Source organism: Edaphovirga cremea (assembly GCF_003332275.1).
Taxonomy (GTDB): Bacteria; Pseudomonadota; Gammaproteobacteria; order Enterobacterales; family Enterobacteriaceae; genus Edaphovirga; species Edaphovirga cremea.
Window position 1 is genome coordinate 1 of the sequence record NZ_QOVA01000033.1, and the last position, 18768, is coordinate 18768.

An 18768-nucleotide genomic window follows, 5' to 3' on the forward strand; every position below is an offset into this window, starting at 1 on the left:
CACACAGATTGTCTGATAAATTGTTAAAGAGCAGTGCGTTAGCCGCCGTGGCGCTATCGCGAGGTGGCGTATATTACGCTTTCCTCATTCAGAGTCAATCACTAATTTCGTGAATCCACTCTGCTTTAAATCTTTTTCGTCCCGGTCGCTTTGTGAAGTGAATCACTTGCGCCGTGTCGATGGAGGCGCATTATAGGGGGTTGAGCGCAGGTCGCAACAGGTATTTTAAATAAAAACGATCGTTTGCTGCATTCCACAGCAAAACCCCACCTTATACCCACTTGTACACAAACTTATCCACAGAAGGAATATCAGCTCAAATTTCACGAGCGCCACGCAAACGTTTTCGCTACAATTCTCCCGCGACAATTATTGCAAAATTATGGCTGCCCCTTTTGGGGCGTTATCTGAATCACTGCCTCATACGGCCTTATAAAGGTACAGATTCACGTAACGCTCTTTATTGCGACTCCAAAGCCAAGGGATAAAATCACCATGCAACAACGTCGTCCAATCCGCCGCGCTCTGCTCAGTGTTTCAGACAAGGCCGGTATCGTCGAATTCGCTCAAGCACTTTCACAGCGTGGCATCGAATTACTTTCAACCGGTGGAACTGCCCGTTTGCTGGCAGATGCTGGCCTACCTGTCACCGAAGTGTCCGACTACACCGGTTTTCCGGAAATGATGGATGGACGCGTCAAGACCCTGCATCCTAAAGTACACGGCGGAATTCTGGGCCGTCGCGGCCAGGACGATGCAATTATGCAGGAGCATGCGATTCAGCCCATCGATATGGTCGTCGTCAATCTCTATCCCTTTGCCCAGACTGTCGCCCGGGTAGACTGCTCGTTGGAAGATGCGGTAGAGAATATTGATATCGGTGGCCCAACCATGGTGCGCTCCGCGGCGAAGAACCATAAAGACGTCGCTATCATCGTAAAAAGTAGTGATTACCAGGACGTGATCCAGGAACTGGATGCCAATGACGGTTCACTGACCTACGAGACCCGTTTCGATCTGGCCATCAAGGCTTTTGAACACACTGCCGCATACGACAGCACGATCGCCAACTATTTCGGCGAACGGGTACCAGCCTATCACGGTGACAGTAAAGAACCTTCCGGCCAATTCCCTCGTACGTTGAACCTTAACTATATTAAAAAACAAGATATGCGCTACGGTGAAAACAGCCACCAGCAAGCTGCCTTCTATATAGAAGAAGAGGTAAAAGAGGCTTCCGTTGCGACGGCAACCCAATTGCAAGGCAAAGCGCTCTCTTACAATAATATTGCCGATACTGATGCTGCGCTCGAATGTGTGAAAGAATTTGCGGAGCCAGCCTGCGTTATCGTCAAACACGCTAACCCTTGTGGCGTCGCGATCGGAAGCTCGATTCTGGATGCCTATGAACGCGCTTATAAAACCGATCCGACCTCTGCCTTTGGCGGCATTATCGCTTTTAACCGCGAGTTGGATGCAGAAACCGCCAAAGCAATTATCAGCCGTCAGTTCGTGGAAGTGATTATTGCACCTTCCATTAGCGAAGAGGCGTTGGCGCTGACAGCCGCAAAACAGAACGTTCGCGTACTGGCTTGTGGGCAGTGGCAAGGCCGGGTTGCCGCATTGGATTTCAAACGCGTTAATGGTGGCCTGTTGGTGCAAGATCGTGATCTCGGCATGGTAGAAGCTCATGACCTGCGCGTCGTCTCTGAGCGTAAACCTACGGAACAAGAGTTACGCGATGCCCTCTTTTGTTGGAAGGTGGCGAAGTTTGTTAAATCCAACGCCATTGTATACGCACGTGACAACATGACGATCGGCATAGGTGCCGGTCAGATGAGTCGGGTTTATTCCGCCAAAATTGCTGGCATCAAAGCGGCAGACGAAGGGTTGGAAGTGAAAGGATCGGTGATGGCATCTGACGCCTTCTTCCCGTTCCGCGATGGGATTGATGCTGCCGCTGCTGTCGGTATCAGTTGCGTTATCCAGCCTGGCGGTTCTATCCGTGACGACGAAGTCATTGCTGCTGCCAATGAGCACGGCATTGCCATGTTGTTCACCGACATGCGTCACTTCCGCCACTAATCATCACATTGCGGGTGGTATCAAGCCGCCCGCTTTGCCTGGAGTTTTTTGAATGAATATTTTAATTATCGGTAACGGTGGCCGTGAACATGCGCTCGCCTGGAAAGCCTCCCAATCACCGCTGGCCGATAAGGTGTATGTTGCCCCCGGTAATGCTGGTACGGCTCTGGAGCCAATATTGACCAACGTCGATATCGCAGCAACAGACATCCCAGCGCTGTTGGCTTTTGCGCAAAGCCATGACATTGGCCTGACTATTGTTGGTCCTGAAGCACCGTTGGTCATTGGCGTAGTAGATGCTTTTCAGGCTGCGGGGCTGAAAATTTTTGGCCCGTCCCAGGCTGCTGCGCAGCTTGAAGGTTCCAAAGCCTTTACCAAGGACTTTCTTGCTCGCCACAATATTCCGTCCGCCGCCTATCAGAACTTCACGGATGTTGAGGCTGCATTGGCATACGTGCGCCACATAGGTGCTCCAATCGTGATTAAAGCCGATGGACTGGCCGCAGGCAAAGGGGTGATCGTTGCCCTGACGCTGGAGGAAGCGGAATCTGCGGTAAACGATATGCTGGCTGGCAATGCTTTTGGCGATGCGGGACACCGGATCGTTGTAGAAGAGTTTCTTGATGGTGAAGAAGCCAGCTTTATCGTTATGGTCGATGGCACTAACGTTTTGCCAATGGCGACCAGCCAGGATCATAAGCGTGTAGGCGATGGCGACACCGGTCCAAACACAGGTGGCATGGGGGCATACTCACCGGCTCCCGTGGTAACAGACGAAATCCACCAGCGGGTTATGGATCAGGTGATCTGGCCAACCGTGCAGGGTATGGCCGCCGAAGGGAATACCTACGTAGGGTTTCTCTATGCGGGTTTGATGATTTCTGCTGACGGTCAACCAAAGGTTATCGAGTTCAACTGCCGGTTTGGTGATCCGGAAACGCAGCCGATCATGTTGCGCATGCGTTCAGATTTAGTCGAGCTTTGCCTGGCTGGTGCTGAAGGTAAGCTGGATGAGAAAAGCTCGGACTGGGATGAACGTCCTGCCTTGGGCGTGGTTCTGGCTGCTGGCGGTTATCCTGCCGACTACCACTCGGGGGCTGTTATCCATGGATTACCTCTGGAAGAAGTGGCTGATGGCAAAGTGTTCCATGCGGGTACCCGTCTTGAGAACGATCTGGTCGTCACCAGCGGTGGCCGCGTTTTATGTGTGACGGCACTCGGGGAAACCGTGGCGGCAGCACAACAGCGTGCATATCAACTTGCTGCGGATATTCAGTGGGAAGGAAGTTTCTGTCGCCGTGATATTGGTTATCGCGCTATTGAACGTGAAAACCACGAATAATAGAGAGTTTTAACATCTGGGCATGCGTGAAGCTTGCCCTTTTTGTTCAGTAATCCTTGCACAGCAACGATTACATGTCGTTGGCTTTCGGTTCCCAACGACAAAAGTCTTCGTTTGCCACCAGCAATAATTCCGTACCTTCCGGCGCATTAAGCCAGGCAAGACCTAACAGGTCATCGGACTGACTGGCACGTTTGGCCAACCATACCTGCGAGTAGGTGCCGAATTCTGGTTGCAGTTGTTTGCCATTACATCCGGTAATAACGCCCTGCTTCCACAATCCTTGCTGCAATTCGACGCGTCCGGCACGCAATGTATTGCTCAACTCCAGTACTCGTTGCGCCTGATATTTGTAGCGGATGATGTCATCAGAAGAGAGCTTTTCACGACGCGTCGCCAACTGACGCTGCATAAAACTCACTTCGCCTTCACCATCAAAACGAAGCTGGATAATCTCACCATCCTCGCCCGCGTGAGTTTCGCGCACCAGGCGGAGATCTCGATTCTGATATTCATAGCGGGTAATAATGGTATCGCCACCATGATAGGGGCTGTAGACATTTATCAGCGTTTGCGGTTGCTGCTGAGTATCGTCCATTCGCCACAGCCGGTTGATGCCTTGATCGGCAACATACCCACTGGCGGTAAATAGGGGGGGAGTAGAAGTACTGCAACCCACCAGCCCGAACGCCAGAAGTCCGGCAATCAGGCTGGGGCGCATAAACAAAAGGGGCGTCATCGCCCCTGTGTCTATATCGTTCACCGACACGCTATTACTTAACAGCGTCTTTCAGAGCTTTACCAGAAACAAACGCCGGGACGTTAGCTGCGGCGATTTTGATTTCATTACCAGTTTGCGGATTGCGGCCAGTGCGCTCGCTACGATGGTTTACCTTGAAAGTCCCGAAACCCACCAATTGTACTGCATCACCATCTTTCAGAGACTCGGTAATTGCTGCCAGGGTAGATTCCAGAGCTGCTTTAGCTTGTGCTTTGGAAAGGTCAGCCTTGTCCGCAATTACATCAATCAGTTGAGTCTTGTTCATAAGTTATCCTTACAGTGTGTTTATCGTTTGCAAAGCATCGAGTGCGACGGATATGCCGATAGACAGCACTCTCCTGCATACGCGCACCGATAGCCACTTTTTTTACGCCCCCCAAATGTAGAACAGACAGGGTGCGGATGTGAAGCCTTAAGGCACGACAAATCAGGCCTTAAATCACGTTTTCTTGCCTTATTGCGCTAAATTTATCCCAATGTTGCTGACGGCAGCTTCCCGCAGGTCAGAGCGTAACCCTTTGATCAGATCCAGGTCGCGCTCTTCACAGTCAGCCAACAGGCGGAAAATCTCCCACTGAATGTCCCATTCTTCCTCAATAGCCGGTAGAATTTTGAGCTCTTCGTCGGTCATTTCCCTACCCGCCTGAGTCATTTCCAACATCGCAACGGTGCGAATGGATGTCTCACTGATCGCAATGGCATGCTCCAGTGTTTCACCACTCAAGCGTGAATGGATAAGTTCACCTAATGCAATACACGCATCAATAGCCGGGTAGACGCCGTAAAGATCATAGTCATCAGAAGAGGGAATTGCCTCCTCCAATTTTTCGAGTTGACTATCAAAATTGACTTTGGCGTCCTTTACAACCAGCGTTTCCCAAATCAGATCGAGAATGCGGCGAAAAACCATCGGATCACCGAATTCTGTTTGCAGGCAGAACATTTGGTAATTTGGGTACATGCGCTCACACAGACAAGCCATAAAAGTCACATGTTGCCAACTCTCCAGCTTCTCCAGACGCAAATGAATCGGATTACGTATCATGGTTTATTTCCATTAACATTTCTGCGCGGCAGTTTACCTGAAATCTTTAGAGAACCCTATGCCTCGATTCTTAAAGCAGGTCCGGTTGCTGTAAAGAGAGCTGACTTTGCTGAAAAGCTGTGCGATTAGAAGCGACTGCATCTGCCCAACGCGTCGTTTCAGGCAGACGATAGCCCTTCATGCAACGCGCTACCCAAGCCAATGCCGTATCCATTCCCACCCGATGACCGGTTGAGATAAACAGCGGATTACAACGCAATTTGCTGCGCCATACCCAACCAATCTGTTCGCCTTTATCAATAAGTGGCTCTTTATCACCAATATTACTGCCAAGGGGTTCAAACTTGCCACATAAGCGTTTTTTCGCGACACCGATCGTCGGTACATTCACTAACAAACCAAAATGGCTGGCGACACCGAGACGACGGGGATGGGATATACCATGACCATCAACAAACAGCAGATCGGGTTTTTGCTGCAGTTGCTGCCAGGCGGCCAGCAATGCAGGATATTCACGAAATGAAAGGAAGCCGGGGATATACGGCATCGTAGTCGCCACTCTGGCGATTTGATGCTCAACCAATTCAAGTGAGGGATAACGCAGGATAGCGATGGCCGCGCGAGTCACCGCGCCCTCCTGCTCAAACCCGACATCCGCCCCGGCGATATACGCTGGCTGGTCAAAATCAAAATCGTCATGGCGGATAACTTCCGCCGCTTTCAGAAGTTGTTCTTCGCGTAATGTCTGGGTATCAATCACCGATAATCACCTACTTATGATATTGCCGTGAAAGCCCGTGCACGGCTTCAACAAACGTACCAGCATGTTCGGGAGGAACATCCTGATGGATACCATGGCCCAGATTGAACACATGGCCTTCACCTTCACCAAAACCCGCAAGAATGGAGGCAACTTCCTGCTCGATCCGCGCAGGCGGTGCATACAGCATAGACGGATCCATGTTTCCTTGCAGGGCGACTTTATTTCCAACGCGACGGCGGGCATCAGCGATATCCGTTGTCCAGTCCAGCCCCAACGCATCACAGCCCGTTTCCACCATCGCCTCAAGCCACTGTCCCCCGCCCTTGGTGAACAGGGTAACCGGAACCTTGCGGCCTTCGTTTTCACGAATCAGCCCATCGACGATCTTGTGCATATAATGGAGCGAGAACTCACGATAAGCAGAACCCGTCAGCACGCCGCCCCAGCTATCGAAGATCATCACCGACTGCGCACCCGCTTTGATTTGTGCATTAAGATAGAGGATGACACTGTCTGCCAGCTTATCCAGTAACAAGTGCAGCGATGTTGCCTCGGCATACATCATCTTCTTGATTTTAGTGAATGCTTTGCTGCTACCACCTTCAACCATATAAGTGGCAAGCGTCCAGGGGCTTCCCGAAAATCCAATCAGCGGAACGGCACCAGCCAGGTTTCGGCGAATGGTTCGAACTGCATTCATTACATACCCCAATTCTTGCTCGGGATCGGGAATCGGCAGTTTTTCGACATCAGCGCGGCAGGTTATCGGTGAAGAGAATCGCGGCCCTTCCCCGGTTTCAAAATAGAGCCCAAGCCCCATCGCATCCGGGACAGTGAGAATGTCAGAAAAGAGGATAGCGGCATCAAGCGGATAGCGACGCAAAGGTTGTAACGTCACTTCGCAGGCCAATTCGGCATTTTTGCACAGCGACATGAAATCGCCAGCCTGCGCGCGTGTTGCCTTATACTCCGGCAAATAGCGTCCGGCCTGACGCATCATCCAGACTGGGGTGACATCGACCGGTTGGCGTAACAAAGCACGCAAATAGCGATCGTTTTTCAGCTCATTCATGTAGGGCTCCTTAATAATCTGCCGCTATTGTAACACGCTAGATTTCACTGTCGTGTTCAGCTCTGCACAGCGCTACCGTGTCTTCGATCAACCTGCGGGCGATCGTTCCGGGTGGCGGTAACATGGGTAATTTTTCATAGTGGTACCAACCCGCATTCAGCAACTCTTTCGTGTCAGGGTGAATGTCCCCCTGATCGTAATCGGCCATGAACGCCATCATCAACGAGTTGGGGAAAGGCCATGGCTGAGAGCTGACATAACGCAGATTTTTAATGCTGATATTGCTCTCTTCCATCACTTCGCGACTCACAGCCGCCTCAAGGGTTTCACCCACTTCCACAAAACCGGCCAAAACCGTATGAATCCCACCACGATGACGAATGTGCTGTGCCAGCAATATTTCCTCGCCACGACGAATCGCTACGATCATGCACGGGGCAATTTGCGGGTAATAACGTTCACGACAATGGTTGCACAACGCGGCCCATTCGGTTTTGCTGGGGTGCATTTCATGGCCGCAGTAGCCACAGAAGCGGTGGGAGCGATAAAACTCCGACAATTGCACGCCACGACCCACTAACTGGAAGAGTCCTCGGTCCTGATCGAGCAGTTGCCTGACCGATCCCATATCTCTCACTTGTGGTTTTCGCACCAGCCATACAGGGAAACCTTGCCATTCACCAATTTGTCGCCCGGTTTCTCCGGCTAAACCGAATTGTGATGCCTCACCAAAAGGTAACTCCCCTTTAGGTAACCAAAGCTTTCCTTCGTGGCTGACGATCCACCAGCCTTTTTGTTCACCTGTTATCTGTAATTCCATATTGTTGTTGCATAACCTCTACTACACTGACAATCTGGGATAGGGAATGTTACAAAGCAGTAACTTTCCGTAACTTTACTACTCACGGAGTCAACCATGCTAAAAAGTCTGGAAAGATTGACCCAACGCGTTGGTGGCAGTAATGAGTTAATAGATCAGTGGCTTTGCGCACGTGAAGAGCTATTAGTCGCCTACTACGCACTGATTGGTCTCAAACCTAATAAAGAAAAGCATACCCCGCTAAACGAAAATGCGCTGGAGAACTTTTGCCATTGTCTGGTGGATTATCTCTCTGCGGGTCATTTTCACGTTTATGACCGCATTGTTAAAGATGTTGTCGGTGCAGACAGCTCAGCAATGCTCATTACTTCAAAAATTTACCCTGCATTACAGCAAAATACCGCCACTATCATGGCTTTTCATGATAGTTATACAGACACTCATATTGATGATGATCAGGTTTATGATTTACATCAGGCGTTGTCTGATATTGGTGAAGCTCTTGAAGCTCGTTTTATTCAGGAAGATCAGCTTATTACTTTAGCCGCTGATTTTACAGCCATCGCACGTCAACCGGTATCAAACAACTCAGATCTTGCGCGCCCGGCGTGATTAGGCCAGGCTGAAAACCCCTACGGGGGTTGTAGTTTTTATTGCGCCTCTTATACTGAGGCTATCTTGTCGGAGTGCCTAGCGCATAACTTTTATCGAGTTACGCCAGGCTGAGACCGTTAATTCGGGATCCGCGGAACCTGATCGGGTTAATACCCGCGAAGGGAACAAGAGTAATTTATTGCTTTTACGATCAGCGACGCCTGGACTCAGGCAGGCTGATATGAAGCCGCTCATTGTTACTCCCGCCGAACAACTCCAGACAAGCAACGTTCCCAACCCTTAATGTGAGGAATTTGCTATGTCTACCCAGAAAACACCTGTATCCCGTCGTCAGCAACGCGCTGAAGCACAACAGTTTATCGACAGCCTACAGGGCGTCTCGTTCCCTAATTCACACCGTATTTATCTGCAAGGTTCACGTCTGGACATCAGAGTGCCAATGCGTGAAATTCAATTAAGCCCGACGCTCATTGGTGGTACTAAAGAGCAGCCACAATTCGAAGATAATGAAGCCATTCCGGTTTATGACACGGCTGGCCCCTATGGCGATCCGCAAGCGACGCTGGATGTACACGCGGGCATAGCGAAAATACGATCGGCATGGATTGAAGAGCGGGCTGATACCGAACAACTGGTTCACGTCAGTTCCGGTTTTACCCAGCAGCGTTTAGCGGATGAAGGACTGGATCATCTGCGCTTCGAATTTTTACCGCGCCCGCGCAAGGCAAAGGCCGGGAAACGCGTCACCCAGTTACATTACGCACGCCAGGGAATGATCACCCCAGAAATGGAATTCATTGCCATTCGCGAAAATATGGGGCGGGAACGTATTCGTGGTGAAGTGCTTCGCCAACAGCATCCAGGCCAAAGTTTTGGTGCCTTGCTGCCACCTGACATCACCGCCGAATTTGTGCGTCAGGAAGTTGCAGCGGGGCGGGCGATCATTCCGGCCAATATCAATCATCCAGAATCCGAGCCAATGATCATTGGCCGAAATTTTCTGGTGAAAATCAACGCCAACATTGGTAATTCAGCCGTTACTTCATCCATTGAGGAAGAGGTCGAGAAGCTGGTGTGGTCCACCCGTTGGGGTGCTGATACGGTCATGGATCTCTCAACTGGCCGCTATATCCATGAAACCCGCGAATGGATCCTCCGTAACAGCCCAGTACCCATTGGTACCGTACCTATTTATCAGGCGCTGGAGAAAGTGAATGGCATCGCTGAAGATCTGACCTGGGAAATGTTCCGCGATACGCTGCTCGAGCAGGCGGAACAAGGCGTGGACTATTTCACGATTCATGCTGGCGTGTTGCTGCGCTACGTGCCAATGACGGCAAAACGACTGACCGGCATTGTGTCGCGCGGCGGCTCAATCATGGCGAAATGGTGTCTATCGCATCATAAAGAGAGTTTCCTGTATGAGCATTTCCGCGAAATCTGCCAAATTTGTGCAGAGTATGATGTCTCATTATCACTGGGGGACGGTTTGCGCCCTGGCTCAATACAGGATGCCAACGATGAAGCCCAATTTGCCGAATTGCATACGCTGGGTGAACTGACCAAAATTGCCTGGGAGTACGATGTTCAAGTCATGATTGAAGGCCCGGGACATGTGCCGATGCAGATGATCCGCCGCAATATGACTGAGCAGTTGGAGCATTGTCATGAAGCGCCTTTTTACACCCTCGGCCCACTGACGACCGATATCGCTCCCGGTTACGATCACTTCACATCAGGAATTGGGGCGGCGATGATCGGCTGGTTTGGTTGCGCCATGCTATGTTATGTCACGCCGAAAGAACATCTCGGATTGCCCAATAAAGAAGATGTAAAGCAAGGGCTTATCACTTATAAAATCGCCGCTCACGCTGCCGATCTGGCAAAAGGCCATCCTGGTGCGCAGATCCGCGATAATGCCATGTCGAAGGCACGCTTCGAATTCCGCTGGGAAGACCAATTCAATTTGGCGCTCGATCCTGAAACAGCCCGCGCCTATCACGACGAGACGTTGCCGCAAGAGTCAGGCAAAGTTGCGCATTTCTGCTCCATGTGTGGACCTAAATTCTGTTCAATGAAAATTTCGCAGGAAGTGCGTGATTACGCTGCGGCAAAGGAGAAAGAGACCCAGGCGATAAGCGTTCTGGAGTCGGGAATGGAGCACATGTCAGCAGAATTCCGTGCGCGTGGCAGCGAGCTTTATCACCGCACCGATACCCTGTCAGTGGAGATCAGTGATGAATAATCTCCCTTCTGCATTTCCCCAAACACCACACCGGCTCGGTCTCTATCCGGTTGTGGATACTGTCGAGTGGATCGAACGTCTGCTGCAGGCAGGTGTGAAGACACTCCAGCTACGCATCAAGGATCTTGCGGACGATGAGGTAGAACCGGCAATCGTTGCGGCAATTGGCTTAGGCGAAAAATTCCGCGCCCGTTTGTTTATCAATGATTACTGGCAGTTGGCCATCAAGCATCAGGCCTATGGAGTCCACCTCGGTCAGGAAGATATTGATACGGCAAACTTGTTGGCGATTCATCAGGCGGGACTGCGATTGGGTATCTCAACCCACGATGATGCAGAACTGGCGCGTGCCGTCGCGATCCGCCCTTCTTATATTGCGCTCGGCCATATCTTCCCGACACAGACCAAAGAGATGCCTTCTGCACCGCAAGGCGTCGCGGAACTGGCTCGGCATATCGCCAACCTCAATGGTCAATTCCCGACCGTTGCTATCGGTGGTATCAGTATTGAACGCGCACCCACCGTGTTGAATACCGGCGTCGGTAGTATTGCCGTCGTCAGTGCCATAATGCAGGCAAAGGATTGGCGAAAAGCGGTGGACGAGCTTCTGGGGCTTTGTGAATTAAAGGGAGATGAACATGCTTAGCGACCAAGAATTCATGCGTTATAGCCGACAATTGTTGCTGGAGGATATTGGACCCGAAGGGCAGGAAAAGCTGCAAAAAGCGCGGGTACTCATCATTGGATTGGGCGGTCTCGGTTCCCCCGCTGCACTGTATCTGGCGGCGGCTGGCGTAGGTACGTTGTTGTTGGCAGATGATGATCAAGTACATATCACCAACCTGCAGCGGCAAATTCTCTACCGCACCACGGATCTCGAACTGGGTAAAGCCGAGCAAGCGCAACGTCATTTGCAGGATCTCAATCCGTTGGTCGAATCCATAGCGATCCCAAGCCGCCTTGCGGATGAAACACTGCAACATGCGGTGAATAGCGCCGATTTGGTGTTGGATTGCAGCGATAATATGCCAACACGCCATGCCGTAAACCTGGCCTGTATTACCGCGGGTAAGACGCTGATTAGCGGTAGCGCGGTCGGATTCAGTGGTCAACTACTGGTTCTTGAACCCCCTTTCAGACAAGGTTGCTATGCCTGTTTGTATCCGGATCAGGATATTGCGCCGCGAAACTGCCGTACTGCGGGTGTGCTCGGGCCAGTCGTGGGTGTTATCGGTACTTTGCAGGCACTGGAAGCTATCAAAATCCTGGCGGGTATTCCGAGTTCACTAAGCGGGAAATTGCGTCTTTTTGATGGAAAACAGCAAAGCTGGTGCACCCTGCAATTGACCCCTTCTCCACACTGTATCGCCTGTGGAGGCACATCATGATAGTCACTATCAACGATCAACAAATGGAACTTGAAGCACCTCTCACCGTACAGGAATTACTGATCAAGATTGATCGCCATCAGTTGGGTACCGCCCTGGCAATCAATGAGGTATTGATTCCACGCCCTCACTGGGTCGAACGGACGGTATGTGAAGGTGACAATATTCTGCTTTTTCAATCGATTGCCGGGGGATGATATGCTGACTATTGCTGATACCACATTTACTTCTCACCTGTTCACAGGAACAGGGAAATTTTCCAGTGCATCTGTAATGTGCGATGCACTTCAGGCCTCGGGCTCTCAACTGGTGACGATGGCGATGAAACGTGTCGATTTGCGCGGCGGCAATGATGCCATTCTCGCCCCGTTGCAAAAACTTGGCGTCAAACTATTGCCAAACACGTCAGGGGCTAAAACAGCGGCGGAAGCGGTATTCGCTGCGCAATTGGCGCGTGAGGCCCTTGGGACTCACTGGATAAAACTTGAGATTCATCCAGACGTTAAGTATCTGCTTCCTGATGCCGTTGAAACGCTCAAAGCTGCGGAAATGCTGGTCAAACAAGGATTTATTGTCCTGCCTTATTGCTCCGCAGATCCTGTTCTTTGCAAGAGACTGGAAGAAGCCGGTTGCGCTGCTGTCATGCCACTCGGTGCCCCCATTGGTTCTAATCAAGGGCTGAAGACGCGTGATTTTCTGCAAATCATTATTGAACAGGCGAAAATACCGGTGATTGTTGATGCAGGAATTGGTGCGCCCAGCCACGCCCTGGAAGCGTTGGAAATGGGCGCAGATGCCGTGTTGGTCAATACTGCGATTGCTGTTGCTGGCGATCCTGTTGCCATGGCCAATGCGTTTCGTCTGGCGGTCGAGGCTGGGGTTTTGGCTCGCCACAGCGGTCTCGGCAGCAGACTGCAACATGCCGCGTCAACCAGTCCGCTGACGGATTTTCTTTCTCATCATAAAGAGGTGTTCTGATGATAGAAAATTTTAGCCAGCGTTGGGAACAGTTGGATTGGGATGATATTTCGCTACGAATTCACAGCAAAACAGCGCTGGATGTGGAGAAAGCGCTTCGGGCGGAGAAGCTCACTCGGGAAGATCTCATGGCGCTAATCTCACCCGCCGCAGAGCCCTTTCTTGAATCTCTTGCCCAACGGGCACAGCAATTAACTCGCCAGCGTTTCGGCAATACGGTGAGTTTTTATGTGCCTCTCTACCTTTCCAATCTGTGCGCCAATGATTGCACTTATTGTGGTTTTTCGATGAGTAACCGCATTAAACGTAAAACCCTGGATGAGGCGGAAATAGATCGCGAATGTGCAGCTATTCAAGCTTTGGGTTTCGAGCATCTTCTATTGGTTACGGGTGAACACAAGGCAAAGGTAGGCATGGATTACTTTCGCCAGCACTTTCCTGCCATTCGCCGCCGATTCAGTTCGTTGATGATTGAAGTGCAGCCATTGGCACAAGAGGAGTATGCAGAGCTCAAAACGCTCGGTCTGGATGGGGTAATGGTGTACCAGGAAACATACCATGCGCCAACGTATCAACAGCATCATCTGCGCGGCAAAAAGCAGGATTTTTTCTGGCGCCTCAATACGCCAGATCGCCTCGGGCGCGCGGGTATCGACAAGATTGGGTTGGGTGCGCTGATCGGCCTTTCATCCAGTTGGCGTACCGATTGTTATTTGTTGGCGGAACATCTTTTCTATCTTCAGCAAACTTATTGGCAGAGCCGTTACTCAATCGCTTTCCCTCGTTTACGTCCTTGCACTGGAGGCATTGAACCGGCGTCACTCATGAGCGAGCGGCAACTGGTACAAGTGATCTGCGCATTTCGGTTATTCGCGCCAGAGATCGAATTGACACTGTCGACCCGCGAATCCCCGTACTTCCGCGATCATGTTATTCCTCTGGCGATCACCAACGTGAGTGCAGGATCGAAAACACAGCCCGGTGGCTATGCCGACGATCATCCCGAATTGGAACAGTTCGCTCCACATGATGACCGCTCGCCTACCGTAGTGGCTCAGGCCATTATTCGTGCCGGGTTACAGCCGGTTTGGAAAGACTGGGATGGATATCTGGGAAGAGCCGCGCAATAAAATGCAAGACAGATAGTGACGGATCGAAAGGCTGCCAGGTGTGCCGTAAGGATAAACATCGTGGCTGGGAAAACGTGGTGGCATGTTTAAAGTAGTCGGGTCATCAGGTGACTGGTGGCCAAAGTCAGTTCATCAACATGACTTTGCTTCATCCTCAGCTGGCCTATTTCTGTTTACCCCAGAGAGGGGCCAGCGTTTCATTTCAACTGCCTGATTAAACGTATTCAAGGCAAAAAAAAACCGCTCCGAGGAGCGGTTTTCATCAGACTGGCAATCAGTTTTTATTGCCGCCAAGGCCTGCATTCAGCAACTCAGCCAGGTTAGCCGTTGCTTCTTCCGCGCTGACTTGCGGAACAACAGGCTCTTCGCCTTGCGCACGACGGCGCATACGATCCTGGTGATAAGCGTAACCGGTACCGGCTGGGATCAGACGGCCAACGATGACGTTTTCTTTCAGGCCGCGCAGTTCATCACGTTTACCGGCAACAGCCGCTTCGGTAAGAACACGCGTAGTTTCCTGGAACGATGCAGCAGAGATGAAGGACTCGGTCGCCAAGGATGCCTTGGTGATACCAAGCAGGTCACGGGTAAAGGTAGCCGTGATTTTGCCTTCAGCTTCCAACTGACGGTTAGCGATTTTAACGCGGGACATTTCTGCCTGCTCGCCTTCCAGGAAGTCGGTGCCACCTGCGCTAACGATGGTGCCTTTACGCAGCATCTGACGAACGATAACTTCGATGTGTTTATCGTTAATCTTAACGCCTTGCAGACGGTAAACTTCCTGCACTTCGTTGGTGATGTAACGCGTTACCGCATGCACACCACGCAGACGCAGGATGTCATGTGGAGATTCAGGGCCGTCAGATACGACGTCACCACGTTCCACAATTTCACCTTCGAACACGTTAAGCTGACGCCACTTAGGAATCATCTCTTCGTAAGCATCGCTGCCATCCAATGGAGAAATTACCAGACGACGCTTGCCTTTGGTCTCTTTACCGAACGAGATGATCCCGCTGATTTCAGCCAGGATTGCAGGCTCTTTCGGACGACGCGCTTCGAACAAGTCAGCAACGCGTGGCAGACCACCGGTGATGTCCTTCGTACCGCCGGATTCCTGAGGAATACGCGCCAAAGTGTCACCCGCATGAATCTGAGCACCATCTTCCAACTGAACAATCGCTTTACCTGGCAGGAAGTATTGAGCAGGCATTTCAGCACCTGGGATCATTACATCATCGCCTTTGGCATCAACGATCTTCAATGCTGGACGCAGATCTTTACCGCTACCGGTACGTTCTGCGCTATCCAACACGACCAGGGAAGACAAACCGGTCAGTTCGTCGGTCTGGCGCGTAATGGTCTGGGTATCAACCATGTCCGCGAAGCGAATGAAACCGCTCACTTCACTGATGACTGGCATAGTATGCGGATCCCAGTTAGCAACGGTTTCGCCACCGTTAACTTCCTGACCGTCACCCTTCGCCATGACAGAGCCGTAAGGCACTTTATAGCTTTCTTTGGTACGACCGAATTCGTCGATCAATTTCAGCTCAGTGTTACGTGAAGTGATAACCAGTTTGCCGTTAGAGTTGGTAACGTGCTTGTGGTTACTCAGTTTCAGGCTACCTTTGTTTTTCACCTGAATGCTGGACTCTGCTGCCGCACGCGATGCCGCACCACCGATGTGGAAGGTACGCATGGTAAGCTGAGTACCCGGCTCACCGATTGACTGTGCTGCAATAACGCCGACTGCTTCACCTTTGTTGATGATATGGCCACGCGCCAGGTCACGACCGTAGCAGTTGGCACACACACCAAAGTCAGTTTCACAGCTCACCACGGAACGGACTTTAACGCTGTCGACGGAGTTATCTTCTAACAGATCACACCATTTTTCGTTCAGCAGGGTGTTGCGCGGAACCAGAATATCCGCCGTACCCGGCTTCAAGACTTCTTCTGCAGTCACACGACCCAGTACACGTTCACGCAGCGGCTCTTTAACGTCACCACCTTCGATAACCGGAGTCATCACGATACCGTTATGGGTACCGCAATCGTCTTCGGTTACGACCAGATCCTGTGCCACGTCAACCAAACGACGGGTCAGGTAACCGGAGTTCGCAGTTTTCAGTGCGGTATCCGCCAAACCTTTACGAGCACCGTGGGTCGAGATGAAGTACTGGAGTACGTTCAGACCTTCACGGAAGTTCGCGGTGATCGGCGTTTCAATGATCGAACCATCTGGTTTCGCCATCAGGCCACGCATACCAGCCAACTGACGAATCTGTGCAGCAGAACCACGCGCACCAGAGTCGGCCATCATAAAGATGCTGTTGAATGAAACCTGTTGTTCAACGACGCCATCACGGTTAACCACGTCTTCAACAGACAGGTTTTCCATCATCGCTTTTGCCACACGTTCGTTTGCTGCGGCCCAAATATCGATGACTTTGTTATAACGTTCGCCCGCGGTCACCAAACCAGACTGGAACTGCTCCTGGATTTCAGCAACTTCGGTTTCTGCTTCTTCAATGATCTCTGCTTTCTTAACAGGGATAACCATGTCATCGATGCCTACGGACGCACCAGAGCGCGCTGCGTATGCAAAACCGGTGTACATGATCTGGTCAGCAAAAATTACGGTCGGCTTCAGACCCAAAATGCGGTAACAGGTGTTCAGCATTTTGGAGATGGCTTTTTTGCCCAGAGGCTGGTTTACGATCGAGTACGGCAGACCTTTAGGCACGATCATCCACAGGATGGCGCGACCAATGGTCGTATCGATAATCGTCGTCTGAGACATGGACTCGCCTTCAGTATTTCGAATTTCTTCAGAAATACGCACTTTAACGCGTGCATGAAGGGAAGCCAGACCCGCGCGATAAACGCGCTCTGCTTCTTTCGGGCCAGTCAGAACCATGCCTTCGCCTTTGGCGTTAACACAGTCACGGGTCATGTAGTACAGACCCAATACAACGTCCTGAGACGGAACGATGATAGGCTCGCCGTTCGCAGGTGACAGGATGTTGTTGGTAGACATCATCAACGCACGCGCTTCAAGCTGGGCTTCCAGCGTCAACGGTACGTGAACAGCCATTTGGTCACCATCGAAGTCGGCGTTGTATGCCGCACAAACCAGCGGGTGCAGCTGAATTGCCTTACCTTCGATCAGAACCGGTTCAAACGCCTGAATACCCAGACGGTGAAGAGTTGGTGCACGGTTCAGCAGTACTGGGTGTTCGCGGATAACTTCATCCAGAATATCCCAAACTACCGCTTCTTCGCGCTCAACCATCTTCTTGGCGGCTTTAATGGTGGTAGCAAGACCACGCAGTTCCAGCTTGCCGTAGATAAACGGTTTGAACAGTTCGAGTGCCATTTTCTTTGGCAGGCCGCACTGGTGCAGACGCAGGTATGGACCAACGGTAATAACGGAACGACCAGAGTAGTCCACGCGCTTACCGAGCAGGTTCTGACGGAAACGACCCTGCTTACCTTTAATCATGTCAGCCAGAGATTTCAGCGGACGCTTATTAGAGCCGGTAATTGCACGACCGCGACGGCCGTTATCCAGCAATGCGTCAACTGCTTCTTGCAGCATACGTTTTTCGTTACGCACGATGATATCTGGCGCAGCCAGATCCAGCAGGCGTTTCAAACGGTTGTTACGGTTGATGACGCGACGATACAGATCGTTCAGATCTGACGTTGCGAAACGACCGCCGTCCAACGGAACCAATGGACGCAGATCTGGCGGCAGTACTGGCAGCACAGTCAGGATCATCCACTCTGGTTTATTACCAGATTGAACGAACGCTTCCAGCAGCTTGATACGCTTGGTCAGTTTCTTACGCTTGGTTTCAGAGTTGGTTTCGTTCAGCTCTTCACGCAGTTGTTCGCATTCTGCTTCCAGATCCATGTTTTTCAACAGGGCCTGGATAGCTTCTGCACCCATCTTGGCGTCGAACTCATCACCAAACTCTTCCAGCGCATCAAGATACTGCTCTTCAGTCAGAATCTGGCGACGCTCAAGGTTGGTCATTCCGCCTTCGATAACCACATAGGATTCGAAGTACAGAACACGTTCGATGTCACGCAATGGCATATCAAGCAGCAAACCGATACGCGAAGGCAATGATTTAAGGAACCAGATGTGGGCTGTTGGGGAAGCCAGCTCGATGTGACCCATACGCTCACGGCGTACTTTTGTCTGGGTAACTTCAACGCCACACTTCTCACAGATAACACCACGGTGCTTCAAACGCTTGTACTTACCGCACAGGCATTCGTAATCTTTTACCGGCCCAAAAATACGGGCACAGAAAAGACCGTCACGTTCAGGTTTGAACGTACGGTAGTTAATCGTTTCTGGCTTTTTAACTTCACCAAAAGACCAGGAACGGATCATGTCTGGCGAGGCCAGAGCAATTTTGATCGCATCAAACTCTTCGGTTTTAGTTTGCGCTTTCAGAAACTTTAATAAGTCTTTCACGGATTGGCT

At 51.2% G+C, this 18768-nt stretch carries 16 protein-coding genes and 1 riboswitch; of the genes, 9 read left to right on the top strand and 7 right to left on the bottom strand.

Annotated features, from left to right (window positions below; translation table 11 throughout):
• Window positions 1-495: 495 nt before the first annotated feature.
• Together purH and purD are read left to right on the top strand one after the other, a co-directional pair.
• Window positions 496-2085: a bifunctional phosphoribosylaminoimidazolecarboxamide formyltransferase/IMP cyclohydrolase gene (gene purH, locus DRI82_RS22080; protein WP_114196064.1), complete on the top strand. Its 1590-nt coding sequence runs from the start codon at window positions 496-498 to the stop codon at window positions 2083-2085.
• Between the two features lie 52 nt (window positions 2086-2137).
• On the top strand, window positions 2138-3427 hold the full coding sequence (purD, locus tag DRI82_RS22085) for a phosphoribosylamine--glycine ligase (RefSeq protein ID WP_114196065.1): 1290 nt from the start codon (window positions 2138-2140) through the stop codon (window positions 3425-3427).
• A 70-nt stretch (window positions 3428-3497) separates the two neighbouring features.
• Here the strand turns inward: purD and DRI82_RS22090 are convergent, their stop codons facing one another.
• The 6 genes from DRI82_RS22090 to nudC form a co-directional block, all read right to left on the bottom strand.
• Window positions 3498-4166: a DUF1481 domain-containing protein gene (locus tag DRI82_RS22090; protein WP_411705713.1), complete on the bottom strand. Its 669-nt coding sequence runs from the start codon at window positions 4164-4166 to the stop codon at window positions 3498-3500.
• Window positions 4167-4200: 34 nt separating this feature from the next.
• Window positions 4201-4473 (bottom strand): nucleoid-associated protein HU-alpha, encoded by a 273-nt coding sequence (gene hupA / locus DRI82_RS22095; RefSeq protein ID WP_114196066.1) that lies wholly within the window; start codon window positions 4471-4473, stop codon window positions 4201-4203.
• A 189-nt stretch (window positions 4474-4662) separates the two neighbouring features.
• Window positions 4663-5253, bottom strand: coding sequence for a YjaG family protein (locus tag DRI82_RS22100; protein WP_114196067.1), 591 nt, complete (start codon window positions 5251-5253; stop codon window positions 4663-4665).
• 70 nt (window positions 5254-5323) lie between these two features.
• Window positions 5324-6013 carry a deoxyribonuclease V gene (gene nfi / locus DRI82_RS22105; RefSeq protein ID WP_114196068.1) on the bottom strand — a complete coding sequence of 230 codons (690 nt, stop codon included), beginning with the start codon at window positions 6011-6013 and terminating at the stop codon, window positions 5324-5326.
• A 10-nt stretch (window positions 6014-6023) separates the two neighbouring features.
• Window positions 6024-7088, bottom strand: a complete 1065-nt coding sequence (gene hemE, locus DRI82_RS22110; protein WP_114196069.1) for a uroporphyrinogen decarboxylase — start codon at window positions 7086-7088, stop codon at window positions 6024-6026.
• A gap of 37 nt (window positions 7089-7125) precedes the next feature.
• Entirely contained in the window at window positions 7126-7908 is a 783-nt protein-coding gene (gene nudC, locus DRI82_RS22115; protein WP_114196070.1) for an NAD(+) diphosphatase, read from the bottom strand.
• Window positions 7909-8004: 96 nt separating this feature from the next.
• On the opposite strand from nudC, the gene rsd reads away from it, so the two are divergent.
• From rsd to thiH, 7 genes are all read left to right on the top strand, one after another.
• The gene (gene rsd, locus DRI82_RS22120; protein WP_114196071.1) at window positions 8005-8520 is read left to right on the top strand and encodes a sigma D regulator; all 516 of its coding nucleotides are present in this window, start codon (window positions 8005-8007) and stop codon (window positions 8518-8520) included.
• A 60-nt stretch (window positions 8521-8580) separates the two neighbouring features.
• Window positions 8581-8704: riboswitch (TPP riboswitch) on the top strand.
• A 117-nt stretch (window positions 8705-8821) separates the two neighbouring features.
• On the top strand, window positions 8822-10768 hold the full coding sequence (thiC, locus tag DRI82_RS22125) for a phosphomethylpyrimidine synthase ThiC (RefSeq protein WP_114196072.1): 1947 nt from the start codon (window positions 8822-8824) through the stop codon (window positions 10766-10768).
• Window positions 10761-11414 carry a thiamine phosphate synthase gene (thiE, locus tag DRI82_RS22130; protein WP_114196073.1) on the top strand — a complete coding sequence of 218 codons (654 nt, stop codon included), beginning with the start codon at window positions 10761-10763 and terminating at the stop codon, window positions 11412-11414. Before thiC ends, thiE begins: the two co-directional genes overlap by 8 nt.
• Complete coding sequence (locus DRI82_RS22135) at window positions 11407-12156, top strand: HesA/MoeB/ThiF family protein (RefSeq protein ID WP_114196074.1); 750 nt, start codon at window positions 11407-11409, stop codon at window positions 12154-12156. The genes thiE and DRI82_RS22135 overlap by 8 nt, the downstream gene beginning before the upstream one ends.
• Window positions 12153-12353, top strand: coding sequence for a sulfur carrier protein ThiS (thiS, locus tag DRI82_RS22140; RefSeq protein ID WP_114196075.1), 201 nt, complete (start codon window positions 12153-12155; stop codon window positions 12351-12353). The genes DRI82_RS22135 and thiS overlap by 4 nt, the downstream gene beginning before the upstream one ends.
• Window position 12354: 1 nt before the next feature.
• The gene (locus tag DRI82_RS22145; protein ID WP_114196076.1) at window positions 12355-13134 is read left to right on the top strand and encodes a thiazole synthase; all 780 of its coding nucleotides are present in this window, start codon (window positions 12355-12357) and stop codon (window positions 13132-13134) included.
• Window positions 13134-14264, top strand: a complete 1131-nt coding sequence (gene thiH / locus DRI82_RS22150) for a 2-iminoacetate synthase ThiH (RefSeq protein ID WP_114196077.1) — start codon at window positions 13134-13136, stop codon at window positions 14262-14264. The genes DRI82_RS22145 and thiH overlap by 1 nt, the downstream gene beginning before the upstream one ends.
• Window positions 14265-14538: 274 nt before the next feature.
• Here thiH and rpoC read toward each other — a convergent pair whose 3' ends face one another.
• On the bottom strand, window positions 14539-18759 hold the full coding sequence (gene rpoC, locus DRI82_RS22155) for a DNA-directed RNA polymerase subunit beta' (protein ID WP_114196078.1): 4221 nt from the start codon (window positions 18757-18759) through the stop codon (window positions 14539-14541).
• Window positions 18760-18768 lie beyond the last annotated feature (9 nt).